Annotated in this window: 23 protein-coding genes; 17 read left to right on the top strand and 6 right to left on the bottom strand. The window is 73.4% G+C overall.

What is annotated here, in order from left to right; genetic code table 11:
* Positions 1 to 19: 19 nt before the first annotated feature.
* Positions 20 to 706, bottom strand: a complete 687-nt coding sequence (locus ABT122_RS18685; protein WP_351552898.1) for an HAD family hydrolase — start codon at positions 704 to 706, stop codon at positions 20 to 22.
* A gap of 599 nt (positions 707 to 1,305) precedes the next feature.
* Here ABT122_RS18685 and ABT122_RS18680 point away from each other — a divergent pair.
* From ABT122_RS18680 to ABT122_RS18640, 9 genes are all read left to right on the top strand, one after another.
* The gene (locus ABT122_RS18680; protein ID WP_351552895.1) at positions 1,306 to 1,668 is read left to right on the top strand and encodes a hypothetical protein; all 363 of its coding nucleotides are present in this window, start codon (positions 1,306 to 1,308) and stop codon (positions 1,666 to 1,668) included.
* A gap of 151 nt (positions 1,669 to 1,819) precedes the next feature.
* Positions 1,820 to 2,419 (top strand): carbonic anhydrase, encoded by a 600-nt coding sequence (locus ABT122_RS18675; RefSeq protein WP_351552892.1) that lies wholly within the window; start codon positions 1,820 to 1,822, stop codon positions 2,417 to 2,419.
* The gene (locus ABT122_RS18670; RefSeq protein ID WP_351552890.1) at positions 2,416 to 4,005 is read left to right on the top strand and encodes a SulP family inorganic anion transporter; all 1,590 of its coding nucleotides are present in this window, start codon (positions 2,416 to 2,418) and stop codon (positions 4,003 to 4,005) included. The genes ABT122_RS18675 and ABT122_RS18670 overlap by 4 nt, the downstream gene beginning before the upstream one ends.
* 97 nt (positions 4,006 to 4,102) lie before the next feature.
* Positions 4,103 to 4,936, top strand: a complete 834-nt coding sequence (locus ABT122_RS18665; RefSeq protein WP_351552888.1) for a LytR/AlgR family response regulator transcription factor — start codon at positions 4,103 to 4,105, stop codon at positions 4,934 to 4,936.
* Between the two features lie 187 nt (positions 4,937 to 5,123).
* Entirely contained in the window at positions 5,124 to 5,393 is a 270-nt protein-coding gene (locus ABT122_RS18660; RefSeq protein ID WP_351552885.1) for a hypothetical protein, read from the top strand.
* A 711-nt stretch (positions 5,394 to 6,104) separates the two neighbouring features.
* The gene (locus ABT122_RS18655; RefSeq protein ID WP_351552883.1) at positions 6,105 to 7,496 is read left to right on the top strand and encodes an MFS transporter; all 1,392 of its coding nucleotides are present in this window, start codon (positions 6,105 to 6,107) and stop codon (positions 7,494 to 7,496) included.
* Positions 7,497 to 7,559: 63 nt separating this feature from the next.
* Positions 7,560 to 7,940 (top strand): DUF485 domain-containing protein, encoded by a 381-nt coding sequence (locus ABT122_RS18650; RefSeq protein ID WP_351552881.1) that lies wholly within the window; start codon positions 7,560 to 7,562, stop codon positions 7,938 to 7,940.
* A 32-nt stretch (positions 7,941 to 7,972) separates the two neighbouring features.
* Positions 7,973 to 9,706 carry a sodium/solute symporter gene (locus tag ABT122_RS18645; protein ID WP_351552879.1) on the top strand — a complete coding sequence of 578 codons (1,734 nt, stop codon included), beginning with the start codon at positions 7,973 to 7,975 and terminating at the stop codon, positions 9,704 to 9,706.
* Positions 9,703 to 10,926: a sensor histidine kinase gene (locus ABT122_RS18640; RefSeq protein WP_351552877.1), complete on the top strand. Its 1,224-nt coding sequence runs from the start codon at positions 9,703 to 9,705 to the stop codon at positions 10,924 to 10,926. The genes ABT122_RS18645 and ABT122_RS18640 overlap by 4 nt, the downstream gene beginning before the upstream one ends.
* An 84-nt stretch (positions 10,927 to 11,010) precedes the next feature.
* Here ABT122_RS18640 and ABT122_RS18635 read toward each other — a convergent pair whose 3' ends face one another.
* The gene (locus ABT122_RS18635; RefSeq protein WP_351552874.1) at positions 11,011 to 11,529 is read right to left on the bottom strand and encodes a hypothetical protein; all 519 of its coding nucleotides are present in this window, start codon (positions 11,527 to 11,529) and stop codon (positions 11,011 to 11,013) included.
* A 214-nt stretch (positions 11,530 to 11,743) separates the two neighbouring features.
* Positions 11,744 to 12,307, bottom strand: coding sequence for a sigma-70 family RNA polymerase sigma factor (locus tag ABT122_RS18630; protein WP_351552871.1), 564 nt, complete (start codon positions 12,305 to 12,307; stop codon positions 11,744 to 11,746).
* Between the two features lie 324 nt (positions 12,308 to 12,631).
* Here ABT122_RS18630 and ABT122_RS18625 point away from each other — a divergent pair, with 324 nt between their 5' ends.
* Complete coding sequence (locus ABT122_RS18625) at positions 12,632 to 13,876, top strand: CapA family protein (RefSeq protein WP_351552868.1); 1,245 nt, start codon at positions 12,632 to 12,634, stop codon at positions 13,874 to 13,876.
* A 122-nt stretch (positions 13,877 to 13,998) separates the two neighbouring features.
* Complete coding sequence (locus tag ABT122_RS18620; RefSeq protein WP_351552865.1) at positions 13,999 to 14,877, top strand: polysaccharide deacetylase family protein; 879 nt, start codon at positions 13,999 to 14,001, stop codon at positions 14,875 to 14,877.
* 165 nt (positions 14,878 to 15,042) lie between these two features.
* On the opposite strand, the gene ABT122_RS18615 is transcribed toward ABT122_RS18620, so the two are convergent.
* On the bottom strand, positions 15,043 to 15,693 hold the full coding sequence (locus ABT122_RS18615; protein WP_351552862.1) for a class F sortase: 651 nt from the start codon (positions 15,691 to 15,693) through the stop codon (positions 15,043 to 15,045).
* 321 nt (positions 15,694 to 16,014) lie between these two features.
* Between ABT122_RS18615 and ABT122_RS18610 the strand changes: the two genes are divergently transcribed.
* The gene (locus tag ABT122_RS18610; protein ID WP_351552859.1) at positions 16,015 to 16,647 is read left to right on the top strand and encodes a hypothetical protein; all 633 of its coding nucleotides are present in this window, start codon (positions 16,015 to 16,017) and stop codon (positions 16,645 to 16,647) included.
* A gap of 116 nt (positions 16,648 to 16,763) precedes the next feature.
* Here ABT122_RS18610 and ABT122_RS18605 read toward each other — a convergent pair whose 3' ends face one another.
* The gene (locus ABT122_RS18605) at positions 16,764 to 17,294 is read right to left on the bottom strand and encodes a hypothetical protein (RefSeq protein WP_351552856.1); all 531 of its coding nucleotides are present in this window, start codon (positions 17,292 to 17,294) and stop codon (positions 16,764 to 16,766) included.
* A gap of 821 nt (positions 17,295 to 18,115) precedes the next feature.
* Here ABT122_RS18605 and ABT122_RS18600 point away from each other — a divergent pair.
* Positions 18,116 to 18,937, top strand: a complete 822-nt coding sequence (locus ABT122_RS18600) for an SAM-dependent methyltransferase (protein WP_351552853.1) — start codon at positions 18,116 to 18,118, stop codon at positions 18,935 to 18,937.
* Entirely contained in the window at positions 18,937 to 21,114 is a 2,178-nt protein-coding gene (locus ABT122_RS18595; RefSeq protein ID WP_451066750.1) for a putative bifunctional diguanylate cyclase/phosphodiesterase, read from the top strand. Before ABT122_RS18600 ends, ABT122_RS18595 begins: the two co-directional genes overlap by 1 nt.
* Positions 21,115 to 21,406: 292 nt before the next feature.
* Here the strand turns inward: ABT122_RS18595 and ABT122_RS18590 are convergent, their stop codons facing one another.
* Positions 21,407 to 22,288 (bottom strand): LysR family transcriptional regulator, encoded by an 882-nt coding sequence (locus ABT122_RS18590; protein WP_351552848.1) that lies wholly within the window; start codon positions 22,286 to 22,288, stop codon positions 21,407 to 21,409.
* 94 nt (positions 22,289 to 22,382) lie between these two features.
* Here ABT122_RS18590 and ABT122_RS18585 point away from each other — a divergent pair, with 94 nt between their 5' ends.
* The 3 genes from ABT122_RS18585 to ABT122_RS18575 are packed head-to-tail and all read left to right on the top strand — an operon-like array spanning position 22,383 to position 25,793.
* Positions 22,383 to 23,102, top strand: a complete 720-nt coding sequence (locus tag ABT122_RS18585; protein ID WP_351552845.1) for a succinate dehydrogenase — start codon at positions 22,383 to 22,385, stop codon at positions 23,100 to 23,102.
* Position 23,103: 1 nt separating this feature from the next.
* Positions 23,104 to 25,050, top strand: a complete 1,947-nt coding sequence (locus ABT122_RS18580; RefSeq protein ID WP_351552843.1) for a fumarate reductase/succinate dehydrogenase flavoprotein subunit — start codon at positions 23,104 to 23,106, stop codon at positions 25,048 to 25,050.
* Complete coding sequence (locus ABT122_RS18575; protein WP_351552840.1) at positions 25,047 to 25,793, top strand: succinate dehydrogenase/fumarate reductase iron-sulfur subunit; 747 nt, start codon at positions 25,047 to 25,049, stop codon at positions 25,791 to 25,793. Before ABT122_RS18580 ends, ABT122_RS18575 begins: the two co-directional genes overlap by 4 nt.
* Positions 25,794 to 25,896 lie beyond the last annotated feature (103 nt).

The following is a 25,896-nucleotide window of genomic DNA, read 5'->3' as shown; positions in this document are numbered from 1 at the left end:
GCCCGCTCCCGGTGCGCCGTCAGCGCGCGACGCCGCAGAGTGCCCGGCTGCGCGCCCAGACGAGCAGGGCGCTGTCCTCCAGGGAGCGCACCCAGTGGTCGGCCATGGCCAGGCTCTCCCGGTCGGGCCGGCTGCCGACCCCCAGGACCCGCAGCCCGGCGCGGACGGCCGAGCGGATGCCGCAGAGGGAGTCCTCCACGGCCAGGCAGTCCGACGGTTCGGCCCCGAAGGCCGCCGCGGCGCTCAGATAGACATCGGGGTGGGGTTTGGGACGCATCTGCTCCTCCGGCACGATCACATGCGAGAAGTGCTGGAGCAGCCCGGCCGTCTCGAGGCAGTCCTCCACGACATCGCGGGGGCAGTTGCTCGCGACCGCGAGGGGCGCGAACTCGGCCGCGTGAGCCACCATTTCGGAGGCCCCGGGTGTGGTGACCGGGTCATCGGCGACCAGCGACCGGAAGCCCCGGAGCAGTTTTTCGGTCATCTCCGGGGCCAGTTCGGGGCGGCCGGCGGTGACCGCCATCAACTCGCCGCACTCCGCGTAGTGCACACCCTTCGACAACGCGGCGAACTCGTCGTCCGGAACCACTCCGTATTCACGGAGCACCAGATCCCGGGCGCCCTCCCAATGGCGCTCGCTGTCCATCAGCGTGCCGTCGCAGTCGAAAACGACGGCCGCCGGGGTCCACGGAAAGATTTCTGACATGTTTCTGCCTTCCTGAGGCGATGGGGACGTGTCCGGTCCGGGCTTCCGCGCAGGCTGAGAGGAGCGCGCTGCGGGCACGGGGTTACCGACTCGTACCGCAGGAAGAGTTGTCCTCGCGTGGCAGTGCGGCAGGCCGGCCATTCGCCGGGGTCGACCGCGTATTGACGCACTGCGCGACGTGAGCAGGGCCGGACGGGAAACCAGCGAAATCCACCGTAATTTTCTTCGGGTGTATAAGTCAATGAATTTGGATTAAGCGATACGAGATGTATGAATTATGTATATGCTAATAATTCTCGAATTCTCGGCCGATGTGCGAGGATACGCAAACATGGTCGTGGAATGTACCATCGAATGACATTGTTCTGAGCCCCGCCGGCAGGGCCGGGACGAGCCTTCGGGGTCGTTGTGGCCGCGCGCCGGGGCGGGGGGAGCGCGCCAAGCGGTGGAATTCAAGCCTCCATGCCGCGGACACATGTCGTTAACCCGGCAAACATCTGAGCTGCTTAGCGTATTGCCCGGTCGGGGCGCCGCCGCGCCGATCGACGGGAAAGGCGCCGACGGGAGGACGGTCGGCGAGAACCGCCGAAGGGAGGCGCATGATCCGGGGCACCACGGCACGGAACCGCTCCGGCCTTCTCGCCGCCCTGCTGATCGCCCTTCTGCTCGTCCTCCCCGCCGCGGCACCGGCACAGGCGCTCCCCGCGCAGCCGCCCGCCGCGGCGGAGGCCGCCGGCTGCGCGGAGGGGGAGCGCCTCAAGGAAGGCACCTCGCCCCAGCGGGCCCGGGACCGGCACCGCGCGGGCGAGCCCGGAGCCGGGCCGCCACCGCGACCCGCCGGCGGCACGGTCACCCCCGCCGCCCTGGAGCGGTCCGCGCGGGCCGCCGCCGAGGCCCTGCCGCGCCGCGCCAGACCGCCGGCCGGCCCCGGACCCGCCGTACTCCAGGTCTTCCGCTGCTGAGCGGACCGACGGGCACGCACGCGAACGGCACCCCCGACGGGCCCCCGAGGCTCCGCCGGCGCCCCCACGGACCGGTGTCACGCGTCCGCGCTGCCCCGTTCGCTCCCCACGCACACCGACGCGCCCCCACGGCGCGCCAGGAGGAACCGACATGCAGCCCTTCATCGACCATGCCCGCTCCTTCGGCCGGCGGTCCGCCGTCCGCTCCGGCGAACTCGCCGCGCTCGCCGACGGCCAGTGGCCCCAGGCCCTCTTCATCACCTGCTCCGACTCCCGGGTCATCCCCTCGCTGATCACCGGGGCCCGGCCGGGCGAACTCTTCGAACTCCGCACCGCCGGCAACATCGTTCCGCCCCACACCCCCGGCAGGCCGACCTCAGAGGCCGCCACCGTCGAGTACGCGGTGGATGTGCTCGGCGTCCAGGACATCGTCGTCTGCGGCCACTCCCACTGCGGAGCGGTCGGCGCCCTGGCGCGCGGTGAGGACCTCACCACCGTCCCCGCCGTCCGCGACTGGCTCGCCCACAGCGCCCCCGAGGTCCCCGGCTCCACCGGCGCCTCCGACGACCCGGCCGTCACCTCGGCCGTACAGCACCATGTGCTCACCCAGTTGATCCGGCTGCGCTCCTACCCCTGTGTGGCCCGGCGCGCGGAGAGCGGGGCGCTGCGGCTGCACGGCTGGTACTACGAGGTGCACACCGGCGCCGTGCTCGCCCACCGCCCGCACGCCAACGCCTTCACCCCGCTGTGAGCGGCACCGTGAGGAAATTCCCGCACGCGCGGCAGGACTTCGCCGCCTCGCTCGTCGTCTTCCTCGTCGCCCTGCCGCTCTGTGTGGGGGTCGCCGTCGCCTCGGGTGTCCCCGCCGAACTGGGGCTGATCACCGGCATCGTGGGCGGCATCGTCGCCGGCCTGCTGCCCGGGAGCAGCCTCCAGGTCTCCGGGCCCGCCGCCGGTCTGACGGTGCTGGTCTTCGAGGCCGTACGGGAGCACGGGCTGCCCATGCTCGGTGTCATCGTGCTCGCCGCCGGGCTGCTGCAACTCCTCATGGGAGCCCTGCGGCTCGGCCGCTGGTTCCGGGCGATCTCCGTCTCCGTCGTCGAGGGCATGCTCGCCGGCATCGGGCTGGTGATCATCGCGGGCCAGCTGTACGCCGCCGCCGGGCTCACCGCCCCCGCCTCCGGGCTCGGGAAGATCACCGGACTGCCCTCGGCCGCCGTCGACGCCGCCGGCAGCGCCACCGCCCTGACCTCGCTGGCCATGGGGGCCGCCACCATCGCCGTCATCGTGCTGTGGAAGCGGCTGCCCCGGCGGGCGCGGGCGGTCCCCGGGGCGCTCGCCGCGGTGGCCCTGGCGACCCTCGCCGTCTGGCTGTTCGACCTCCCGGTCGCCACCGTCGAGATCCAGGGGCTGCTGAACGCCGTATCCGTCCCGGGCGCCGACGCGTTCGGCGGGCTGCTCGGTGTCGGAGTCCTCGGCACCGTGCTGGCCTTCACCCTGATCGCCTCCGCCGAGAGCCTCTTCAGCGCCGCCGCCGTGGACCGGCTGCACAACGGGCCGCGCACCCGCTACGACCAGGAGCTGATGGCCCAGGGCGCGGGGAACGCGGTGTGCGGGCTGCTCGGCGCCCTGCCGATGACCGCGGTCATCGTGCGCAGCTCGGCCAATGTGGAGGCGGGCGCCAGGACCCGGGCCTCCCGGGTCCTGCACGGCGTCTGGCTGCTGCTCTTCGCGGCACTGCTGCCGGGCGCGCTCGCCCTGATCCCGCTGCCCGCGCTCGCCGGCATCCTGATCCACGCGGGCTGGAAGCTGCTGCCGCTGGGGCGGTTCGCGCGGCTGTGGCGCGAACACCGGGGCGAGGCGCTGATCCTGGCGGCCACCTCCGTGTCGATCGTCGTGGTGAACATGTTCGAGGGGGTGCTGATCGGCCTGGCGCTGGCGGTCGCCAAGACCGCCTGGGAGGCGTCCCATGTGCGGCTCCGGGTCACCGGCGACGAGCCGGGTCCCGCGGTGGTCCGGCTCGACGGCAACGCCACCTTCCTGCGGCTGCCGAGGATTCTCGACAGCCTGGAGGCGATCCCGCACGGCCGTGCCGTGGAGCTGGATCTGAGCGGGCTGCACCATCTGGACCACGCCTGCCGGGCGGCCCTGGAGAGCTGGGCCGCCCGGCACAGCGCCACCGCGCCCGAGACGGTGAGGGTCACCGGCGCGGCGGAGGGGGAGTGGCCGGACGCGGGCCCGGGCCCGGAATCGGGCCCGGAATCGGGCCCGGAATCGGATGAGGACGCGGAGGACGCCGGGCGCAAGGTGCTCGTACCGGCGGCGGACCGCTCCTGAGCCGTCCGGCCCCCGCCCCGCCCTCGCGCCGGGGCGGGGGCCGCGGACCCCGCGCGACCGATGGTGCGCTCCTCGCCCCCGCTCTAGACTCCGCACCATGCTGCGCGTACTGGCTGTCGACGACGAGAAACCGGCGCTTGAGGAACTCCTCTATCTGCTCCGCGCGGACCCCCGGATCACCAGTGCCGAGGGAGCCACGGACGCGACCGAGGCGCTGCGCCGCATCAACCACGCGCTCGACGCGGGGCCCGGTGCCGACGGCGGGGTCGATGTCGTCTTCCTCGACATCCACATGGCCGGGCTGACCGGGCTCGACGTCGCCCGGCTGCTGGCCCGCTTCGCCCACCCGCCCCTGATCGTCTTCGTCACCGCCCACGAGGGGTTCGCCGTTCAGGCCTTCGATCTGAAGGCCGTCGACTATGTCCTCAAGCCGGTCCGCAGGGAGCGGCTCGCCGAAGCCGTGCGCCGGGTCTGCGACTTGGTCGACGCGGCCGGGGAACCCCGGCCGCCGGGTCACCCGCCCCTCGTCCCGGCGCCCGCCAGATCCGCGCCCGACCTGCTGCCGCCCGCGGCGGCGCCCGGGCCGGTCCACAGCAGCTCCGAACAGATCCCCGTCGAACTGGGCGGTGTCACCCGCTTCGTGCCCATCGACACCATCACCTATGTGGAGGCGCAGGGCGACTACGCCCGGCTGCACACCGAGAGCGGCAGCCATCTGGTGCGCATCCCGCTCTCCGCCCTGGAGGAGCGCTGGGCCGCGCGCGGGTTCGTCCGCATCCACCGCAGCCATCTCGTCGCGCTCGCCCGCATCGACGAGCTCCGGCTGGACGCCGGGACGACCTCGGTACGGGTGGGCTCCGCGGAGCTGGCCGTCAGCCGCCGGCACGCCCGTCAGCTGCGGGACCTGCTGATGCGGCACGCCAGGGGCTGAACCGCCCCGTGACCGGCCGCGACCGCCGTTCGTCGCGGTCCGCCGACCGTTCGGCAGCGGTGGGCGCCCGCTCGTCGTCCCGCACACCCGCCCGGCGACCGTCGTCATCCGCTGACAGAGCCACCGGGGGAACAGGCGCGCCCCGCGCCACCCGAGGCATAGCCTTGATCAGGGAGTGAGGGGTCTGATGTCCGACATCGAAGCGCTGCTGGAGGAACTCCGGAGCCTGCCGGCGACCCGGGCGTCCAGTGCCCGTGACGTCGAGGCACTGCTCACGAGGATCAAGAGCGCGGCCGGGCGCTGGGCGGATGTGCTCTACGAGATCCACGAGTCGTCCCAGGGGTTGGTGGGGCCGAGGGCGGAGGCGGCGCTGGAGGTGGCGTTCCGGCGGGCCGAGGAGTCGTATGTCGAGCTGGAAATAGCCCTGAGCGACTGCGCCCGCCCCCCGGGCCGCTGACCCGCCCCCGGGGCCGGACCCCGCGCCTCAATCGCCGGCGGGGCCGGGGTTGGGGTTTCGGTTGTGCGAGCTGGTCCGGTGCGCGGGGACGGGCTTGGGTGTGCGGGCGCCTCGTGATCCGCGGGTTGTTGTCGGGGCGCTGCCCCGAACCCCGCGCCTCAATCGCCGGCGGGGCTGAGTGTGCGACCCGTGCCGGGTAGGCCGGCCTGTCCGGTGATGGAGGGTGGGCCTGTGGTTTTTCGGGTTGCTGGTTGAGTTCTGGGCCGGAGGGTTCCGGCTCCCGTCGGGTTGGGTAAGCCAGCCCGTCCGGCGTTTGAGGACGGACCCTGTGCATGGAGGGCCGGAGGGTTCCAGTTCCCGTCGGGTTGGGTAAGCCAGCCCGTCCGGCGTTTGAGGACGGACCCTGTGCATGGAGGGCCGGAGGGTTCCAGTTCCCGTCGGGTCGGGAAAGTCAGCCTGTCCGGCGTTTGAGGACGGACCCCGTAGACGGTGGGCCCGAGGGTTCCGGGTCCCGGCGGGTCGGGGAAGTCAGCCTGTCCGGCGTTTGAGGACGGACCCCGTCCACGGGGGACCCGAGAGGGACGGGCGCCTGCGGGCTTTCGGGGAGGGGCGGGACCTGACATCAAGGGCGCGGGGCCGTTGCCCGGAAGAGAACGGGCGCTCACCCTGGCACCGACCCCTGTCAGGCCCCCACCCCTGTGAGGCACCCCCATGAACCGCGACCCGGCTGACCAGGCCCCCGCGACAAGCGCCCGCGCCCCCGCGCACGCCCCCGCGCCCCGTGAGCGGTCCGGCGGGCTGCGGTACGGGCTGCTCTTCGGGCCCGGCGTGCTCGGCGTCACCGCCGCCGGCATCGCCCTCCCCGAGGTCGCCTCGGCACTCGGCGCCTCCGCCTCCTCCGCCGCCTGGGTCCTCACCGCGTACGCCCTCGCCCTCGCCGTCGGCACCGCCCTCTTCGGCCGGCTCGCCGACTCCCGCGGCATCCGCGCCTCCCTGCTGAGCGGCTCCCTCGTGCTGGCGGCCGGAGCCGCGATCTGCCTCGCCGCCCCCGGCCTCGAAGTGCTGGTGGCCGGCCGCTTCGTGCTCGCCGCCGGCTCCGGAGCGATGATCTCCTGCGCCCTGGCCCTCGCCGCCGCCACCGCCCCCGCGCACCGCGCCGCGGCCATCGCCGGGATCGGGGCCACCATGGCGGTCTTCTCCGCCTGCGCCACCCTGATGGGCGGCGTCCTCACCCAGTGGGTCACCTGGCGCCTCACCCTGGTGATGCCCGCCCTCTCCCTCGTCGCCGTGCCGCTGTGCCTGCGCGCGGCCACCGCCCGCCGCGGTTCCGGCCGTTCCCTGGACGTCCCGGGCGCGGCCCTGCTCACCCTCGCGGCCACCGCCTTCCTCCTGCTGATCCAGTCCTCCGGGCTCGGACTCACCGCACCCGTCACCACCGCCCTCGCCGCCGCGCTGCTCCTCACCCTCCTCGCCCTGGTCCGCCGGGTCCGCACCGCCGACGCCTCCTTCGTCCCCCGGGCCCTGATCACCGACGCCGCCTTCCTGCGCGCCGCCGTCACCGGAATCGGGGTGTACGCGGGGCTGTTCGCCGCGATGTACGCCGTCCCCCAGATCCTCGCCCGGGACCACGGCTGGAGCGTCCTCGCCATCGGGGCCTGGCTGCTGCCCGGCGCGGTCGCGGGCGGGGTCCTCTCCCGGGTCGCCGGCCGGCTGGCCGCCGGCCCCGGAGCCACCCGGCTGCTCACCGCCACCGCCCTGACCACGGCACTCGCGCTCGCCGCCTCCCTCGGCGGCACCGGCCCCGCACAGCTCGTCACCGGAGCCTCCCTGGGCTTCGCCGGGACGGCGATCACCCAGGTCGTCACCACCGCCCTGATGTCCGCCCGGGTCGAACCCGCCCTGCGCGGAGGCGCGATGGGCCTGCTCAACCTCTGCTTCTTCCTCGGCGGCGGGGTCGGCAGCGCCACCGCGGGCGCGCTCGCCCCCCAGCTCACCCTGCCCGCCGCGCTCGGCGCCGTCGCGGTCTTCCCGCTGGCCGCCGGCCTGATGGCCCTCACCCTCGCCCCGCCCCGGCGCCGCCCCCGGGGCGTCTACCGTCGGTAATCGTCCGGTGCGTAGACTCCACACCCCCGAGAGTTCGTTCGACAGACGCTGGAGCGGACGACGATGTCTGCAGAGCAACGCCCCCGTCGCGAGGTGGTCACCGGTGTCCCGCGCGGCGCCCGACGCGCCCCCGGCCACGCCCACGCCCGCTCCGAGATCAGTGAGCAGACCACCCTCGGCACCACCTACGTACGCTCGCTGATGCGCAGTCAACTGCGGGCCGCGCTCGTCGCCCTCGGGGCCCTGGTCCTGTTCATCGGCACCCTCCCCCTGCTCTTCGCCCTCCCCGACGCCTTCCACCGGGGCTCGCTCGCCCCCGGTCCGGTGGTCTGGGGCATCCTGGGCGTCGCCGTCCACCCGGTCATGTGGCTGATCGCCCGCTGGTACGTCCGCCGGGCCGAACGCAATGAGCAGGACTTCCTCAGGCTTGTCGAGGGGCGCTGAACCATGCACCCGGGCGAGGGCGGAGACCGCCGGTGAACCAGGCGTACGCCGTGACCGCCGTCACCGCCGTGGTCCTCGCCACCGTCCTCATCGGCGGGCTCGGCCTGCGCATATCCCGCACCACCTCCGACTTCTACGTCGCCTCCCGCACGGTCAACCCGGGGCTCAACGCCGCCGCCATCAGCGGCGAGTACCTCTCCGCCGCCTCCTTCCTCGGCATCGCCGGCCTGGTCCTCCTCCAGGGCCCCGACATGCTCTGGTACCCCATCGGCTACACGGCCGGCTATCTCGTGCTGCTGGTCCTGGTCGCCGCCCCGCTGCGCCGCTCGGGGGCGTACACCCTCTCCGACTTCGCCGAGGCCCGGCTCGAATCCGCCACCGTGCGGCGCATCGCCAGTCTCTTCGTCGTCGGGATCGGCTGGCTGTATCTGCTGCCCCAGCTCCAGGGCGCCGGACTGACCCTGGAGATCCTCACCGGCGCGCCCGGCTGGGTCGGGGGAGTGGTCGTCGCCGTGGTCGTGGCCGGGGCGGTCGCGGCCGGCGGGATGCGCAGCATCACCTTCGTCCAGGCGTTCCAGTACTGGCTCAAGCTCACCGCGCTGCTCGTCCCGGCGCTCTTCCTGGTCGCCGCCTGGACCGGCGACGGCGCGCCGAGGGCCCGCTTCGACGCGCCCGCCGTGCTGCGGCAGCACACCGAGATCCGGATCGAGGACACCGTACGGATCGAACTGGACCGCCCGCTGACGCTGACCGTCTCCGGCGCGGTCGACGGCCGTGAGTACCGGGGGCGCACCGTCACCCTCGGCGAGGGCGATCACCGCATCGCCTCCGGCACCACCCTCGGGCTGCCCGAGGGCGCCCGGGTGCCCGAGCGCGTCACCTCGGGAACCGACCCGGCCAGCTGGTCCCAGCCGCTCTCCGGCGGGCGGGACGGCTACGACCTCTACGCCACCTACGGGCTGATCCTCGCCACCTTCCTCGGCACCATGGGCCTCCCGCACGTCGCCGTCCGCTTCTACACCAGCCCCCACGGGCGCGCCGCCCGCCGCACCACCCTCGTCGTCCTCGGCATGATCGGGGTCTTCTATCTGCTGCCGCCGGTCTACGGCGCGCTCGGCCGGATATACGCCCCCGAACTCGCCCTCACCGGCGAGGCGGACGCCGCCGTCCTCGTCCTGCCCGAGCGGATCGTCGGCGGGCTCGCGGGCGAACTGCTCGGTGCCCTGCTGGCGGGCGGCGCGTTCGCCGCGTTCCTGTCCACCGCCTCCGGGCTGACCATGTCCGTCGCCGGGGTGATCTCGCAGGACGTGCTGCCCTCCCGGGGGGTGCGCCACTTCCGGCTCGCGACCCTGCTCGCCATGGCGGTCCCGCTCGCGATCAGCGTGGTGGCCACCAATGTGCCGGTCGCCGACGCCGTCGGGCTGGCCTTCGCGGTCTCCGCCTCCTCCTTCTGCCCCCTGCTGGTGCTCGGCATCTGGTGGCGGCGGCTCACTCCGCCGGGCGCGACGGCGGGGCTGCTCACCGGGGGCGGTTCCGCGCTCACCGCCGTGATGGCGACCCGCGCCGGGTTCGCCCCGGAGGGCTGGGCGCACACCCTGATGGCCTGGCCCGCCGTCTGGTCGGTGCCGCTGGGCTTTCTCACCATGGTGGCCGTCTCGCTCGCCACCGCACGCCACATACCGCCCGGTGCCAGCGCGATCCTCGCGCGGCTCCATCTGCCGGAGGACCTCGTCGGCAGGGCCCGGCCCGAAGGAGTGGAACGATGACGGGTACCGGAATCGCGGCGCTGGTCGCGGCCGGCGCGGTGCTGTTCGTCGTGGGCCTGGTGCTGGGGCGGCTGCTGGAGCGGCGCGGCGGCGGACCCGATCTCGATCTCGGCACCCCCGTGGAGCGCGCCACCTTCCACACCCTGCACACCGCCTCCCTCGCCGCGCCCCCGCTGCGGGCCGGCCTCACCGAGGACACCGCGCGCAAGGCCGCCCGGCGGCTGCGGTCGCTGCTCGGCACCGAGGCCCTGTGTCTGACCGACCGCGCGTCGGTGCTCGCCTGGGACGGGCCGGGCAGGGACCACCACGAGCGGCGGGTGATGGTCCGGGTGGCCCAGATGCTCGACTCGGGGCGCAGCCAGAGCGTGCAGACCGAGTGCGACGATCTGGAGTGCCCGCTGCGCTGGGCCGTCATCGCCCCCCTGACCGGTGAGGAGGGGGTGCTCGGCGCGCTGGTCGCCTACGGTTCGCGCGAGTCGGCCGTGCTGGTGCGGGCCGCGACCGAGGTCGCCCGCTGGGTCTCCGTGCAGCTGGAGCTGGCGGAGCTGGACCGCTCCAGGACCCGGCTGATCGAGGCGGAGATCCGGGCCCTGCGGGCGCAGATATCGCCGCACTTCATCTTCAACTCCCTCGCCGCCATCGCCTCCTTCGTCCGCACCGACCCGGAGCGCGCGCGGGAACTGCTGCTGGAGTTCGCCGACTTCACCCGCTACTCCTTCCGCCGCCACGGCGAGTTCACCACGCTCGCCGACGAACTGCGCTCGATCGAGCAGTACCTCGCGCTCGCCGGGGCGCGCTTCGGTGACCGGCTGGGTCTCACCCTCCAGATAGCGCCGGAGGTGCTGCCGGTTTCGCTGCCCTTCCTCTGTCTCCAGCCGCTGGTCGAGAACGCGGTCAAGCACGGCCTGGAGGACTCGCCGGGCGAGTGCCGGATCACCATCTCGGCCCAGGACGCGGGGGCGGAGGCCATGGTCACGATCGACGACACCGGGGTGGGGATGGACCCGGCCGTGCTGCGCCGCATCCTCGCGGGGGAGCGGACCGGGTCGGCGGGGATCGGGCTCTCCAATGTGGACGAGCGGCTGCGCCAGGTGTACGGGGACGACCACGGACTGGTCATCGAGACGGGCGTGGGCGCGGGAATGAAGATCACCGTACGGATTCCCAAGTACCGCGCGGGGGTGCACTCCTCGCCGGGCCGCCGGACGCCGCCGGGGTAGCGGGTCCGCCGGACGCCGCCGGTCCGGCCGCGCGCCCGGACCCTCCGGGGTGCGCCGGAGGTGCGGTGCGCCGCCGGGACGGTGTCAGAAGAGGTGGATGGCCAGATGGCTCAGCGGCAGCCCCAGCTGCCAGGCCGGTGTCCAGATCTGCTCGCCCTCGTCCACGGACACCCCGAGCGGGACCGCCGGGTGCCAGGGCTCGTCGTCGCCCAGATCCGTGGCGAGCAGCTCGGTGGCCCGCAGCCACCGCCAGGACTCCCGGGCCAGCGCGAGATCGGGATCGCCGCAGCCCAGCTCCCGCTCGCGCTCCTCCCGGGCGGCCAGCCGCTCCCGTACCCACGCGGTCCAGGGATGGCCGTACGAGGTGAGGGTGAGCCACTCCTCGATCCTGGACAGGGCGCGGAGCCCGGCCGGGTCGTCGGAGCTGTCGCAGAGATAGACGGTCAGGGCCAGGGTCTCCCGCCCCGCCCGGAATTCGAGCGAGCCGCCTTCCACCAGACCGCCGGTGCGGAGCATCTCGTCCGCGACGTACTCGGCGCAGAGCCACGCCATGGGAATGTCCAGCGTGCCTCCGCTGGTGCCGTTCGTACTCTCGGGGTGCACCTTTCCACCTTCCTCGGACGCCTTCCCGTGCGGGCCCGCTGTGCCGGCCCAGGGACGAGCCTCCACCGAGAGACACCGTTCGCGACGGGTCTTTGCCCAACTTCACCGTGTCGTTTCGCGGCGGGCCGCCCCGCGCCGTGGCGTGAGGGAGAGGAGGTCACGGGCGGGGTGCCCGGGACGTGCGGGACGGGCCCGGGGAGCCGGACCCGGAGGGTCAGGGGCGCCCGCGCCCTGGGGCCCCGCGCGAGCGGGCGTACCCCGGCAGACAGCGGGAGAGGGCCCGCAGCGCGTAGTACGAGCGTGATTTGACGGTCCCCGGCGGGATGCCGAGCACCTCGGCCGCCTCGTTCACGCTCAGCCCGTGGAAGTAGATCCGCACCAGCACCTCCCGGTGCTCGGGGCTGAGCGACCCCACCGCGGCCCGGACGTCGAGGGCCGCGACGGCGCTCTCGGTCGGGTCGGCCGGGTCGGGGGTGGAGGCCAGCACCCCGTCGCCGATCTCGGTGGGGCGGGCCTGCCGGGAGCGGCGCGCGTCGATGGCGAGGCGCCGGCCGACGGTGAAGAGCCAGGGCCGCATCGACTCGTACGGCCCGTGGAAGGCCTCGGGGTGCTGCCAGGCGCGCACCAGGGTCTCCTGGAGGAGGTCCTCGGCCCGCTGCTGGTCGCCGTAGGTCAGTTGCTGGAGGAAGCAGAGCAGAGCGGGGCCGTGTTCGCGCTGGAGTTCCGCGATGGCCCGCTCGTCGGTGGTCGCGGAGGCGGTCACGGTCGCCGTTGCCATGGCCAACACCCTTTCGCGCGGAGGTCGCTGTTGCGTGGCTGGTATGGCGTGTATGGGAACGCATCGTGGCGCCCGGGGACAGACAGAGCCGTGCGGTCAATCGGCGAGCGGTCGCACGGAGCGATGAATGGTGCGGTGAGCGGTTGGCCGGATCACGACAGCCGGTGGGGTGGGCCGGTGAGCGGCAGAAAACGGATGGCCGGGGTCCGTTCCGGTGACGCCGACGGCGGGGCCGCTTGACTCCGTCCACCCCGGACGGTGCATTCGTACCGTCATATCAACGCTTGATCGGTCCGGGCGGTCTCCGTCCGGTTGGGAGCCGCCATGACCCGGCGCACGACCCCCCGCACGGCCCCGGGCCACTGGCCGGGAACCGCCCGGCGGCCGTCGAGCCCCGCCCGGCGGGCGGCGCTCGCCCTCACCGCCGTACTCCTGACCGCCTCGGCCGCCGCCTGCGCCGAGCCGGACCGGCAGCGGGCCCGGGAGCCCGCCGGTTCCTCGGGGGCCCCCGCCGCGCCCGCCCCGCCGGCCGGCTTCACCCTGGTGGCCACCGGCGATGTGCTCCCGCACGACTCGGTCATCGAGCAGGCCAGGGCGGACGCCGGCTACGACGGCTACGACTTCGCCCCCATGCTCGCCGCCGTCGCCCCGGTGGTCTCGGCGGCCGACCTGGCCATCTGCCACATGGAGACCGTGTACGGCGCGGACGGCGACTACAGCGGCTACCCCGCCTTCACCTCCCCGCCCGAGGTCGCCGCGGGCCTGGCCGCCACCGGCTACGACTCCTGCTCCACCGCCTCCAACCACTCCCTGGACGACGGCGCCGACGGCATCCGCCGCACGCTTGAGGCGCTCGACGCGGCGGGTGTCGCCCACCACGGCTCGGCCCGCACCGCCACCGAGGCCGCCACCCCCGCCTGGCTGGAAGCGGGCGGTGCGAAGGTCGCCCAGCTCGCCTACACCTTCGACACCAACGGCCATGAGCCGCCCCCGGGGCAGCCCTGGGCGGTCAGCCCGCTCGACGAGGAGAGGATCGTCGCCGACGCGCGCGCCGCCCGGAGATCCGGCGCGGACGTGGTCGTCCTCAGCCTCCACTGGGGCACCGAGTGGCAGACCGACCCCGACGAGCGGCAGCTCACCCTCGCGCGGACCCTGACCGCCTCCACCACGGCGGGCCGCCCCGACATCGACCTGATCATCGGTACGCACGCCCATGTCCCGCAGGCGTACGAGAAGGTGAACGGCACCTGGGTGATCTACGGCATGGGCGACCAGATCGCCGGCCCGATGTTCAACCACTACGGCGGGCACGACCTCCGGGGCAACCAGGGCTCCATCGGCCGCTTCACCTTCGCCCCGCCCGCCGGGGCCGGCGCGCGCTGGGAGGTGCGCCGGGCCGAGTTCATCCCCCAGTTCTACGACACCGGCGCGGGCCGGCTCGTCCAGCTTCCCGCCGCCCTGGCGGACGGCGCGGACCGGGACGACTACCGCGAGGCCCAGGAGTCCATCAGCGAGGCGGTGCTCAGCCGCGGAGCCGCCGCGGACGGGCTGACCATGGCCGGCCGCTGAGCGCGGGCCCCTCCACCCGCACACGAGTGGGTGGTTCGCACGACTGCTCCCATCGGGGGTGCTTTCACCCCCGGTGCGTGTTGATCATCGGCCCGGAGCGGACGCCGTGCGAGCTGTTGGTCATGACGAAGGATCAGACACCGCCGGACCGCCGGACGGTACTCCGTGTCACCGCGCTCCTCGGTGCCGCCGCCACCGCCGGGCTCCTCCTGCCCGAGGGCTCGCGGGGCCCGCACGGTTCGTGGGGCTCCGGGGGCTCCGGGGGCGCCGGGTCCTCCCGCACGGTCGCCGGCGCGCCCGGCGGCCCCCCGATGGCCGCCGGACAGGCCGTGCGGGCGTCGGCCTACCGGCTGGAGCCCATGACCGCCCATCCGCCCGGCATGCGGCGGGCCCTGCCCCCGGTGCGCCGCCGCCCCTTCCACCGGCTGCCGGCGTCCACCGGCCGCACCATGGTCCTGACCTTCGACGACGGCCCGGACCCCCAGTACACGCCCGGCATCCTGCGCACACTGCGCCGGTACGACGTACGGGCCATGTTCTTCGTCTGCGGCGAGATGGTCACCGTCCACCGCCGGCTGCTCCGTCAGATCGCCGACGACGGGCATGTGATCGGCAACCACTCCTGGTCGCATCCGCTGATCCCGCGGCTCGCGCCGTCCGGCATCCGGCGCGAGCTGGGCCGCACGAGCGAGGTGATCGAGGAGGTCTCGGGGCTGGCGCCGCTCTGGTACCGGGCGCCCTTCGGCGCCTGGAACCGGCACTCCTTCGAGATCGGCGCCGAGCTGGGCATGGAGCCGCTGGCGTGGACGCTGGACACCCTCGACTGGACCGAGCCGGGCACCGGGACGATCGTCAGCCGGGTGCTGGACGGGGCCGCGCCCGGGGTGGTGGTGCTCTCGCACGACGCGGGCGGCGACCGCTCGCAGAGCGTCGCGGCGCTCCGCCACTACCTTCCCCGGCTGCTGGACGACGGCTACCGGCTCACCGTGCCGCGCCGCTGAATCGTTCTGTCAGCGGCTCCCGGCGCCCGCGCCGGGCCCCGGGTCGCGCGGGCGCGAGGGGTTCCCAGGCCGCCCGGGCCCGCGCCGGTGAGTGCCCGGCCGCCCCGGGGCCCGCACCGAGCGGCCGTCCGCCCCGGGCCCGCACCGACGGCTCCGACGGCTCACTCAGACACCCCGGACCAGCCGGGCGAAGACCACGACATTCGACTCGTACCCCTTCGCCCTGGACCAGCCGCCACCGCAGGTGATCACCCGCAGCTCCGCATGGCCCGTGTCGCCGTACACCTCGGCGGCCGGGAAGTCCTCCTTGCCGAACACCTCCACCCCGTACACCTCGAACACCGCCTCCGAGCCGTCGAGGCGGGGCACCTCGACCCGGTCGCCCCTGCGGACGGTGCCGAGCCCGTAGAACACGGCCGGGCCCGAGCGGTTGTCGACATGGCCGACGATCACCGCGGTGCCGCGCTGGCCGGGCGCGATGCCGTTCTGGTACCAGCCGGCGATATTGCGGTCCTCGGGCGGCGGCGCCTCGATCCAGCCGTCGGCGTCCAGGCCGACGTTCATCACGGGGGCGTCCACGTCGAGGGCGGGAATCCGCACCCGCTCGGCGGGCGCGAAGTCCAGCGATCTCGGGGGCACGAGCGGGGTGAAGGTCTCACCGGCGCGGCCCAGGGAGGCAGCGGCGGCCGGCTGGGGCGGGCCCAGGGAGACATCCGCGCCGTTCTTCATCAGCGCGATCCCCGTGAGCATCACCAGGGCCACCACGCCCCACGGCGAGCGTCTGCGCGACTCCGAGCCAGGGTGATCCTCGCCCATGATTCTCCCTTTTGTTCTGTTTCCCAGGTGCCTGGGAGCACGCTAGGCGAGCGGTGGGGGAGCGGCGAGGAGAGAAGGGCGAACGGGTGGCGGCGGCCACTCGGGGTGACCCATCCGTGTCATCGGTACGACAGAACGCCTGATGGGCCATGACCTGCGACTCCGTCAGCTCCTTCGGCGTGTCGCCGGGGTGCCGGCTCACCGAGGTGGACCAGTGCCGAAATGCGGTGGATGGTGGGTCCGGTGAGGGTTCGTCATGGAAGGCGTACTCGTCGAATCCCCGGAGCGCCGCTTCGGTGCGCCTTCCTCTGGAGGTTCACGATGCGTGCTTCACGCGCTCTCGCAGCGGCCGCCGCGGCATGCGCCGCCGTAGGGCTGACCGCCCCGGTGGCCGCCGCGGGCGGCGACAGCCAGGACAACGGCCCGATCCATGTCTCCGTCAGCCCCCACTCCGTCCACCAGGGCGCCACGCTGACGATCACCGTGCACGGCTGCGACCGGGGAGGCACCATCACCTCCAACGCCTTCCCGAGGCTCAGTCTCCACCGGGGGGACGGCCGGGAGGACGGCCGCGACAACCGCGACGGCCGTGAGGAGAACCGCGAGGAGAACCGGGGAGCGGACCGGGGCGGCGAGAACCGGAACGACAGCAGAAGCGACAACCGGGGCGGGGACAACCGGGGGAACAGCACCAGCGCCGGCGCCCGGATTCACGACCACGCCACCCCGGGCCGCTACAACCTCGCCGTCCGCTGCCACAACGGCAACCGGTCCGAGGTGGCGACCGCGCACTTCACCGTGGTCTCGGGCCGCGGCGCCCACGGCGGACTGGGCGGCTCGATGGCCCCGGGACCGGCCGAGATGGCGGTCGGCGCCGGGCTGGTCACCACGGCGGCCGTCGGCGGCACCCTCTTCATCGCCCGCCGCCGCCGCACGGTCGGCGGCCGGGCCTGACCGGACCCCGGCCGGACCTCCCCACCGGGCCCGGGAACGCCCGGCACAGGCGCTCGCCCCGGGTCCTGGACGGGACCCGGGGCGGGGGACGGAGGGAGCGGACGCGGTACGAGGGGTCAGTGGCGGCGGTCATCCGCCGCCCGCCTGCGGACCAGCAGGGTGGCCGCGCCGGTCGCCGCCAGCACCAGCCCCGCGCCGATCGCGATGTTCCCGGCGTCCACCTCCCCGACGCTGCCGCCGAGCCCTCCTCTCACCCCCTGAGGGGTGGCCGGCGCGCTCACCGAGCTCGTCGAGCTGATGGTCGGGGACGCGCTGCCGCCCGCGATGGCGAGGTTGAACGAGCCCCGCTGGCTGCCGCAGGTGAACTGGACCGAGTAGAGCGCACCGCGCCGGGCGTCGCGGTCCACGGTGGCGACGGCGGAGGTGCCCGGGCCCATGGTCACGGCGTCGAAGACACCGGAGGAGGCCGTGGCCGTACTGCTGCATCCCCGCGCGGACAGCGAGACGCGCCCGCCCGGCGCGACGGTCGAGGGGCTGACGGTGAACAGCGGGGTCGCCTTGCCGTCGGCGGCGGTGGCGGCGGGCGGGGTCAGGGCGAGAGCGGCTGCTCCCAGTACGGCGGCGGATGCGGCACATATCGCGCGCATGGTGAGTCCTCCGGGTTCCCCGAGGAGCAGCCGCGGAACCGATATCCACACGGAGAAGGGAATGCCCCTCGATATCCGGAACGCTAGGAGCGCTCTCCCGGGCCCGCGATCGCTGCCGGGCGAATGGGTCACCGGAGTAGGCCGTGCGGAGGACGGACCGGCCCGCCCGCCGGGGACTCCCCGTCCGCCGCCGGGCCCGCCGCCGGGCATCGGGCCCCGCCGCGCTCCGTTCCGCGCCCCGGGTGGCGGGACCTCGCCGCGGAGGCCCCGGCACCGCGTGATCACCGCCGGCCGGCACCGGGAGGGGCCGGCCACCGCGTCCGGGGGCTCCCCCCCCCGGCTCCCGGCGGACCGCCCGCGCCGGTGACCGCCCGGGAAATGGCCGGTTGTCGCCTCCCCGGGCAGGGACGGCACCGAGGGGGTCCGGCGGAGGCGCTCAGCGGCCCCCGACCGCTCCCACGGCGCCCAGCAGCAGACCACCGACCCCGCAAGCGCCGCACCCCCGCCCCCGGCCCCCGGCCCGGCGGCACCAACGGGCGCGGCGCCGGGAGCACTTGGTGCGCGGTGAAACCGCTGGGCAGGCCCGTGCCGGCGGCGGGGTGAGCCCCGTACGGCGACCGAGGCCCCGGCGGGCCCCTCCCGCCTCTCCCGGCACGCGGACGAGCCGGTTTCCCCCTGTGCCGTGTGACCAAGAACGGACCGCTAATTTCCGTTTGGACTCGCCCAATTGGCGGTCGATCAGTAGCCTCGGCTCGAACACTCGCCATACACATGGCCGGACTTCCCCCGTGACGACCCCGGCGACTTGGTTGGAGACATCGATGGAGCGTCCCGCCTGGGCCCCGCCCGGCATCGATATATCGATGCCGAGCGTGTCCCGAATGTACGACTTCTATCTGGGCGGTTCGCACAACTTCGAGGTCGACCGCCAGGCCGCCCGCCGGGCGATGGAGTTCCTGCCGGGCCTGCCCAAGGTCGTCCAGGCCAACCGCGCGTTCATGCGCCGGGCCGTGCGGTACGCGGCCGGGCAGGGCATCACCCAGTTCATCGATGTCGGTGCCGGACTCCCGACACCCGGCGGCGACCGCACCGTCCACGAGGTCGCGCTGCGGGCCGATCCGGACGCCCGGGTGCTCTACATCGACCACGATCCGGTCGTTGTCGCCCACGCCCGGGCCGTGCTCGAAGAGGAGCCCCGGGCCGCCGTCGCCCACGCCGACCTGCGCAGACCCCGGCAGATCCTCGACAGCCCGGAGCTGGCCGGCCTGCTCGATCTGCGGCGGCCGGTGGCGCTGCTGCTGCTCTCCGTGCTCCACTTCGTCGAGGACGCGGACGATCCGCACGGCGCGGTCGCCCGGCTCCGGGACGCGTTCGCGCCCGGCAGCCTGATCGTCGTCAACCACGCCGCCTACGACGGAGTCCCGGTGCCCGAGGAACAGGCGGCGCGCGCGGTCGGGGTCTACCGTGACATCCGACAGCCGCTGACCATGCGCACACACGACCGGATAGCCGGGTTCTTCGAGGGGTACGACATGACCGAGCCCGGACTGGTGTCACCGCCCCGCTGGCGGCCCGACGCACCGGCCGAGCAGGAGGACCCATACGCCTTCGCGGGCTTCGCCGGGGTGGGGCGCAAGGCGTGATGGTGCCCTCGCAGGCGGCGGATTCCGCGGCCGACCCGGACGGGCTGGAGGACAGACTCCGCAGGTTCGCGACCATCTGGAGCCGCGCGGTCTTCCCCGTGACGGCGACCCCGCTGACCCGGGGCGAGGTCGAGGAGCATCTGCTGCCCCTGGCCCGGCTGCTCAGCGAATCACTGCACGCCCGCACCTTCGACCCCCGGGCGGCCCAGGGGATCGGGGCCGCGCTCGTCGACGCCCACTGCACCGACCCGGAGGCGCTCAGCAGCACCCTCGGGGTCATCGACGCCTATCTGGTCCTGTACTGCGGCTCCGGTTCCGGAGCGCCGGCGGACCCGGCGGCCGAGGAGAGCCGGGTCGCCCGCTGCGCCCGGCTCCAGCACGCCCTGGCCGCGGGGTTCGCCCGGGCCCTGCGCGAACGGACCCTCGCCGAGCAGGAGGCCATCGCCCGCTCCGCGCTCCAGGCCCGCTCGGACGCGGTGAGCGCGCTGCACGACACCGAGACCCGGCTGCGGGCGGTGTTCGAGGGGGCGGCGATCGGCATCGGGATCGCCGACCTCGACGGCAATGTGCTGGAGGTCAACGAGACCCTCACCCGCATGTTCGGCGGTCTGGAGAACCATGTACGGGGCAAGAAGGTCACGGAGTGGGCCCACCCCGAGGACCGGCCGCACGTCTGGCAGCTCCACCGGGAGCTGATCCGCGGCGAGCGCGAGCACTTCCGGGTGGAGAAGCCCTTCTTCCGCAACGACGGCACCGTGCTCTGGACCAATATGACGCTGTCGCTGCTGCGGGACAGCGAGGGCCGCCCCCAGTACCAGCTCGCGCTGCTGGAGGACACCACGGAACGCCGGCTGCTCAATCTGCGGCTGCGGTACGAGGCCACCCACGACGCGCTCACCGGGCTGCCGAACCGGACGCTCTTCGCCGAGCGGCTGGAGAAGGCGATCTCTGGCGGGGACGGCCGCCGCTTCGGGCTCTGCTATCTCGACCTCGACGGGTTCAAGGTCATCAACGACAGCCTCGGGCACGCGGCGGGCGACCGGCTGCTGGTCGAGGTCGCGGACCGGCTCCAGAGCTGTGCCACCGCGCCGGGGGAGATGGTGGCCCGGCTCGGCGGCGACGAGTTCGTGGCGCTCACCACCGGGCCGGACACCCAGCACGAGGTGGGAGAGCTGGCGGCCAGGATTCTGGGCGCCCTCGCCTCGCCGATCCGGGTCGACGGGCGCGAGTTCTCCGTCCGGGGCTCGATCGGCATCGTCGAGGGCCCGGCGGGGGAGCGCACCACGGCGGAGGTGCTGCGCAGCGCCGACATCACCATGTACCGCGCGAAGTCGGCGGGCGGCAACCGCTATGAGATCGCCGACCCCGAGATGGACGCCCGGGCCATCACCCGGCACGGGCTGACCACCGCGCTGCCCGCGGCGCTGGAGCGCGGGGAGTTCTTCATCGAGTACCAGCCCCTGGTCCACCTGGACGACGGCAGCGTGCACGGCGCGGAGGCCCTGGTGCGCTGGCACCACCCGCAGCACGGGGTGCTGGGGCCGGACCAGTTCATTCCGCTGGCCGAGCACACCGGGCTGATCGTGCCGCTGGGGCGCTGGGTGCTCCAGGAGGCGGTGCGCCAGGCGAGATTCTGGCAGCAGAACCACGCCGACGGCGGGCCGCTGCGGATCAATGTGAACCTCTCACCCACCCAGCTCCACCACCCGGGCCTGGTCACCGACACGATCGCGGTCCTGGAGGGATCGGGGCTCGCGCCGGGCGCGCTCTGCCTGGAGGTCACCGAATCGGCGCTGATCGGCGCGGACGAGGGGCTGCTCAAGCCGCTGCGGCAGCTCGCCGAGATGGGGGTGGACATCGCGCTCGACGACTTCGGCACCGGGTACTCCAACCTGGCGAATCTGCGCCGGCTCCCGGTGAGCATCCTCAAACTGGACCGCTCCTTCACCCAGGGGATGCAGCAGCTCCCGGTGGACCCGGTTGATGTGAAGATCGTGGAGGGGATCGTCGCCCTGGCGCACAGTCTGGAGCTGGCCGTCACCGTCGAGGGAGTGGAGACCGGCGCCCAGGCCGAGCAGCTCCGGGAACTCGGCTGCGACACGGCCCAGGGCTGGTACTACGCCCGCCCGGGCCCGCCCGACCGCCTCCACGCCCTCTCCCTGGCGGACGCCATCTGAGGCCACCCCGGCGACCCGCCGCCGTGCGACGCCCCGGGCACCTCCGGCCCGTCCGGCGGCGAAGGACACGGGCCGGCAGCCCGCGCTGTGGGATGCCCTGTGCCTTCAGCCCGTCCGGCGATTGAGGACACGGCCGCAGGCCGTGCCCGCCACGGCGCGCGCCGCCCGACAACGCGCATCCCCACGGGGTTCACCCGGCCCCGCGACGCGTACGCCCACGGGGTTCACCCGGCCCCGCCACGCGCATCCCCACGGGGTTCACCCGGCCCCGCCACGCGCACCCCCACGGGGTTCACCCGGCCCGAGCGATCAGCACCCGCTGCAACTCCCTCGCCGCCCTCGGCGGCGCCACATCGCTGCGGTGCGCCAGCGCGATCGTCCTCCGCAGCCCCGGCTGTGCCAGCGGTGTCACCCGGAACCCCGGCCCCGCCCTCCCCGCCACCATGCTCGGCACCACCGCCACCCCCAGCCCCGCCCGCACAAACCCCAGCACGGCGTCCATCTCGCCGCCCTCCACCGTGAAACCGGGCTCGAACCCCTCCGCCCGGCACGCCGCCACCGTCAGCTCCCGCAGGTCGTACCCGTGCCGGAACATCACCAGCGGCTGGTCCCGCAGATCGCGGATGCGCACCGGCCGCCGGGGCGCCTTCACCGAGGCCGACGACACCACCACCAGGTCCTCCCGCAGCAGCTCCACCGTCGTCAGCGCCGGCGACCCCGGCGGCAGCGGCAGCACGATCAGCGCCAGATCCAGCGCCCCCCGCGCCAGCAGCCGCACCAGATCGTGCGACCCGCCCTCCTCGATCACCAGCGAGATCCCCGGATGCCGGTCGTGGTAGACCCGCAGCACCTCCGGCAGCAGCCCGGTGCACAGGCTCGGCGTCGCCCCCAGCCGCACCCGCCCCCGCCGCAGCTGCACCAGCTCCTGCACCTCGTGCCGCGCCGTGTCCGCGTCCGCCAGAATCCTGCGGGCCAGCGGCAGCAGCGCCTCGCCCGCCTCGGTGAGCCCGATGTTCCCCCGCGCCCGGCTGAACAGCTCCGCCCCCAGCTCCGTCTCCAGGGCGCGGATCTGCTGCGACAGCGAGGGCTGCGAGACATGGACCCGCTCGGCGGCATGGGTGAAGTGCCGGGTCTCGGCGACGGCGACAAAGTACAGAAGCTGCTGGAACTGCATACCGCCCACCGTAACCCACCATAGGGTTTGTCTATGGAGATGAGCCGGATCATGTCTTGGACCGATTGACCCCCGGAGCCCTACCGTTCCCCCCATGGCTCTGGCAACGCGTACCGGACAGGGGCCGACGGACCGAAAACCGTCGCCCAAGCGCACCTTCTGGGGATCGACGCTCGGCAAGAAGGCCGTCATGGCGGTGAGCGGCCTCATCATGCTCGGCTATCTCGTCGCGCATGTGCTGGGCAATCTGAAGGTCTTCTTCGGCTCGCAGGAGTTCAACGAGTACGCCCACTGGCTGCGCACCCTGGGCGCCCCCCTGCTGCACTACGAGTGGGCCCTGTGGCTGGTCCGGGTCGTGCTGGTCGCGGCCGTCGTGGCGCACGCGGTCTCCGCGTACCAGCTCAGCCGGCGCGACATCAGGGCCAGGCCCGTGGCGTACGCGCACAAGCGCGGGCGGGCCAGTTACGCCACCCGCACGATGCGGTGGGGCGGCATCATCATCGTCCTCTTCGTCGTCTGGCACATCCTCGATCTCACGACCCTCACGGTCAACGAGAACGCCGAGGCCGGGAAGCCGTACGAGAACATCGTCGCCACCTTCTCCACCTGGTACGGCAATGTCATCTACATCACCGCGATGCTCGCCGTCGGCCTCCATGTCCGCCATGGCTTCTGGAGCGCAGCCCAGACCCTGGGCGTGGGCAGTGCCACCCGTGACCGCGCCCTGAAGGCCGCCGCCAACGGCCTCGCCCTGATGCTGACCGTGGGCTTCATCGCGGTACCCGTCGCCGTCATGACCGGAGTGGTGAGCTGAGATGAGCTTCACGGAGTACGAGACCGGCGAACCGATCGCCGACACCAAGGCCCCCGAGGGCCCGATAGCCGACCGCTGGGACCGCCGCCGCTTCGAGGCGAAGCTCGTCAACCCGGCCAACCGGCGCAAGCACACGGTGATCGTCGTCGGCACCGGACTGGCCGGCGGCGCGGCCGGCGCGACCCTGGGCGAGCAGGGCTACCACGTCGAGCAGTTCTGCTACCAGGACTCACCGCGCCGCGCCCACTCCATCGCCGCCCAGGGCGGCATCAACGCCGCCAAGAACTACCGCAACGACGGCGACTCCATCCACCGGCTGTTCTACGACACCGTGAAGGGCGGGGACTTCCGCGCCCGCGAGTCCAATGTGCACCGGCTCGCCCAGATCTCCGTGGAGATCATCGACCAGTGCGTCGCCCAGGGCGTGCCCTTCGCCCGCGAGTACGGCGGACTCCTGGACACCCGCTCCTTCGGCGGCGTCCAGGTCTCCCGTACCTTCTACGCCCGGGGCCAGACCGGACAGCAGCTGCTGCTCGGCGCCTACCAGGCGCTCTCCCGGCAGATCGCGGCGGGCAGCGTCACCCTGCACGCCCGTACCGAGATGCTCGATCTGATCGTCGTCGACGGGCGGGCCCGGGGCATCGTCGCCCGGGATCTGATCACCGGCGAGATCTCCACCCACTTCGCCGACGCGGTGGTGCTGGCGACCGGCGGCTACGGCAATGTCTTCTATCTGTCGACCAACGCCATGAACTCCAACGCCACCGCCATCTGGCGCGCCCACCGGCGCGGCGCCCACCTCGCCAACCCCTGCTTCACCCAGATCCACCCCACCTGCATCCCGCGCACCGGCGACCACCAGTCGAAGCTGACGCTGATGAGCGAGTCGCTGCGGAACGACGGACGCATCTGGGTGCCGAAGGCGCGCGGCGACCAGCGCCCCGCCAACGAGATCCCCGAGGACGAGCGCGACTACTACCTGGAGCGGATCTACCCCTCCTTCGGCAACCTCGTCCCCCGGGACATCGCCTCCCGCGCCGCGAAGAACGTCTGCGACGAGGGCCGGGGCGTGGGCCCCGGCGGCCAGGGCGTCTATCTCGACTTCGCCGACGCGATCAGCCGGATGGGCCGGGCGAAGGTCGAGGAGAAGTACGGCAACCTCTTCGACATGTACGCGCGGATCACCGCCGAGAACCCCTACGAGGTGCCGATGCGGATCTACCCCGCCGTGCACTACACCATGGGCGGGCTCTGGGTCGACTACGACCTCCAGACCACCGTGCCCGGGCTCTTCGCGATCGGCGAGGCCAACTTCTCCGACCACGGGGCCAACCGGCTGGGCGCCTCCGCGCTGATGCAGGGGCTCGGCGACGGCTACTTCGTCCTGCCGTCCACCATCAACGACTATCTGGCGCGCGCCCCGCTCGGCGAGCGGCCCGACCCCTCCCACCCGGCGGTCGCGGAGGCCGTCGCCGAGACCGAGGACCGGCTCCGGCTGCTGCTCGCCGTCGACGGCGACCGCACCCCGGACTCCTTCCACCGCGAGGTGGGCGAGCTGATGTGGGAGTACTGCGGGATGGCCCGCACCGAGGAGGGGCTGCGGAAGGCACTCGACCGCATCCCGCAGATCCGGGAGGAGTTCTGGCGGCGGATCAAGGTCCCCGGCACCGGCGAGGAGTTCAACCAGTCGCTGGAGAAGGCCAACCGCGTCGTCGACTATCTGGAGCTGGCCGAGCTGATGTGCCTGGACGCGCTCCACCGCGCGGAGTCCTGCGGCGGTCACTTCCGGGAGGAGTCCCAGACCCCGGAGGGCGAGGCGGAACGCCGCGACGAGGAGTTCGGCTACGCCGCCGCCTGGGAGTTCACCGCGACCGGCACTGCGCCCGTCCTGCACCGCGAAGACCTCGTCTTCGAGTATGTCCACCCCACCCAGCGGAGCTACGCATGAGGCTCAAACTGCGCGTCTGGCGGCAGCGCAACCCCACCGCCCCCGGCACGATGGCGACCTACGAGGTCGACGACATCTCCGAGGACATGTCCTTCCTGGAGATGCTGGACACCCTCAACGAGGAGCTGATCCTGCGCGGTGAGGACCCGGTGGCCTTCGACCACGACTGCCGCGAGGGCATCTGCGGCGCGTGCAGCCTCGTCATCAACGGCGACGCCCACGGCCCCGAGCGCACCACCACCTGCCAGCTCCACATGCGGTCCTTCCGGGACGGCGACACCATCGACATCGAGCCCTGGCGGGCCGCCGCGTTCCCGGTGGTGAAGGATCTGGTCGTCGACCGGTCCGCGTTCGACCGGATCATCCAGTCCGGCGGCTATGTCTCCGTCCCGACCGGCGCCGCGCCCGAGGCCCACGCCACCCCGGTGCCCAAGCCGGACGCGGACTTCGCCTTCGAGCACGCCGAGTGCATCGGCTGCGGGGCCTGTGTGGCCGCCTGCCCCAACGGGTCGGCGATGCTCTTCACCTCGGCGAAGGTCAACCATCTCAATGTGCTGCCGCAGGGCGCTCCCGAGCGCGAGACCCGGGTGCTCGACATGGTGGCGACGATGGACGCGGAGGGCTTCGGCGGGTGCACCCTGACCGGTGAGTGCGCCACGGCCTGCCCCAAGGGCATCCCGCTCCCCTCGATCGCCGCCATGAACAAGGAGTGGCTGCGGGCGAACCGCAGGGCCAAGCGGTAGGACCGCCCGGCCGGCGCGGGCCGCGCCCGCCGCCGGCGGGGCGCGGAGCCGGCCCTCCCCTGGACCGTGTCCACATCCCGGGCCGTGGCCGGCCGGGATGTGG

The organism is Streptomyces sp. NPDC001985, assembly GCF_040296845.1.
Lineage (GTDB): Bacteria > Actinomycetota > Actinomycetes > Streptomycetales > Streptomycetaceae > Streptomyces.
This window is presented reverse-complemented; position numbering and strand designations above follow the sequence as displayed.

Bases quoted from the DNA above. Each gene is read 5' to 3' on its own strand.
- ABT122_RS18650 (WP_351552881.1), top strand. From the start codon at position 7,560: ATGTCTGCAGAGCAACGCCCCCGTCGCGAGGTGGTCACCGGTGTCCCG.
- ABT122_RS18680 (WP_351552895.1), top strand. From the start codon at position 1,306: ATGATCCGGGGCACCACGGCACGGAACCGCTCCGGCCTTCTCGCCGCC.
- ABT122_RS18595 (WP_451066750.1), top strand. From the start codon at position 18,937: ATGGTGCCCTCGCAGGCGGCGGATTCCGCGGCCGACCCGGACGGGCTG.
- ABT122_RS18610 (WP_351552859.1), top strand. From the start codon at position 16,015: ATGCGTGCTTCACGCGCTCTCGCAGCGGCCGCCGCGGCATGCGCCGCC.
- ABT122_RS18580 (WP_351552843.1), top strand. From the start codon at position 23,104: ATGAGCTTCACGGAGTACGAGACCGGCGAACCGATCGCCGACACCAAG.
- ABT122_RS18640 (WP_351552877.1), top strand. From the start codon at position 9,703: ATGACGGGTACCGGAATCGCGGCGCTGGTCGCGGCCGGCGCGGTGCTG.
- ABT122_RS18685 (WP_351552898.1), bottom strand. From the start codon at position 706: ATGTCAGAAATCTTTCCGTGGACCCCGGCGGCCGTCGTTTTCGACTGC.
- ABT122_RS18575 (WP_351552840.1), top strand. From the start codon at position 25,047: ATGAGGCTCAAACTGCGCGTCTGGCGGCAGCGCAACCCCACCGCCCCC.
- ABT122_RS18675 (WP_351552892.1), top strand. From the start codon at position 1,820: ATGCAGCCCTTCATCGACCATGCCCGCTCCTTCGGCCGGCGGTCCGCC.
- ABT122_RS18660 (WP_351552885.1), top strand. From the start codon at position 5,124: ATGTCCGACATCGAAGCGCTGCTGGAGGAACTCCGGAGCCTGCCGGCG.
- ABT122_RS18630 (WP_351552871.1), bottom strand. From the start codon at position 12,307: ATGGCAACGGCGACCGTGACCGCCTCCGCGACCACCGACGAGCGGGCC.
- ABT122_RS18585 (WP_351552845.1), top strand. From the start codon at position 22,383: ATGGCTCTGGCAACGCGTACCGGACAGGGGCCGACGGACCGAAAACCG.
- ABT122_RS18600 (WP_351552853.1), top strand. From the start codon at position 18,116: ATGGAGCGTCCCGCCTGGGCCCCGCCCGGCATCGATATATCGATGCCG.
- ABT122_RS18590 (WP_351552848.1), bottom strand. From the start codon at position 22,288: ATGCAGTTCCAGCAGCTTCTGTACTTTGTCGCCGTCGCCGAGACCCGG.
- ABT122_RS18625 (WP_351552868.1), top strand. From the start codon at position 12,632: ATGACCCGGCGCACGACCCCCCGCACGGCCCCGGGCCACTGGCCGGGA.
- ABT122_RS18615 (WP_351552862.1), bottom strand. From the start codon at position 15,693: ATGGGCGAGGATCACCCTGGCTCGGAGTCGCGCAGACGCTCGCCGTGG.
- ABT122_RS18665 (WP_351552888.1), top strand. From the start codon at position 4,103: ATGCTGCGCGTACTGGCTGTCGACGACGAGAAACCGGCGCTTGAGGAA.
- ABT122_RS18605 (WP_351552856.1), bottom strand. From the start codon at position 17,294: ATGCGCGCGATATGTGCCGCATCCGCCGCCGTACTGGGAGCAGCCGCT.
- ABT122_RS18620 (WP_351552865.1), top strand. From the start codon at position 13,999: ATGACGAAGGATCAGACACCGCCGGACCGCCGGACGGTACTCCGTGTC.
- ABT122_RS18655 (WP_351552883.1), top strand. From the start codon at position 6,105: ATGAACCGCGACCCGGCTGACCAGGCCCCCGCGACAAGCGCCCGCGCC.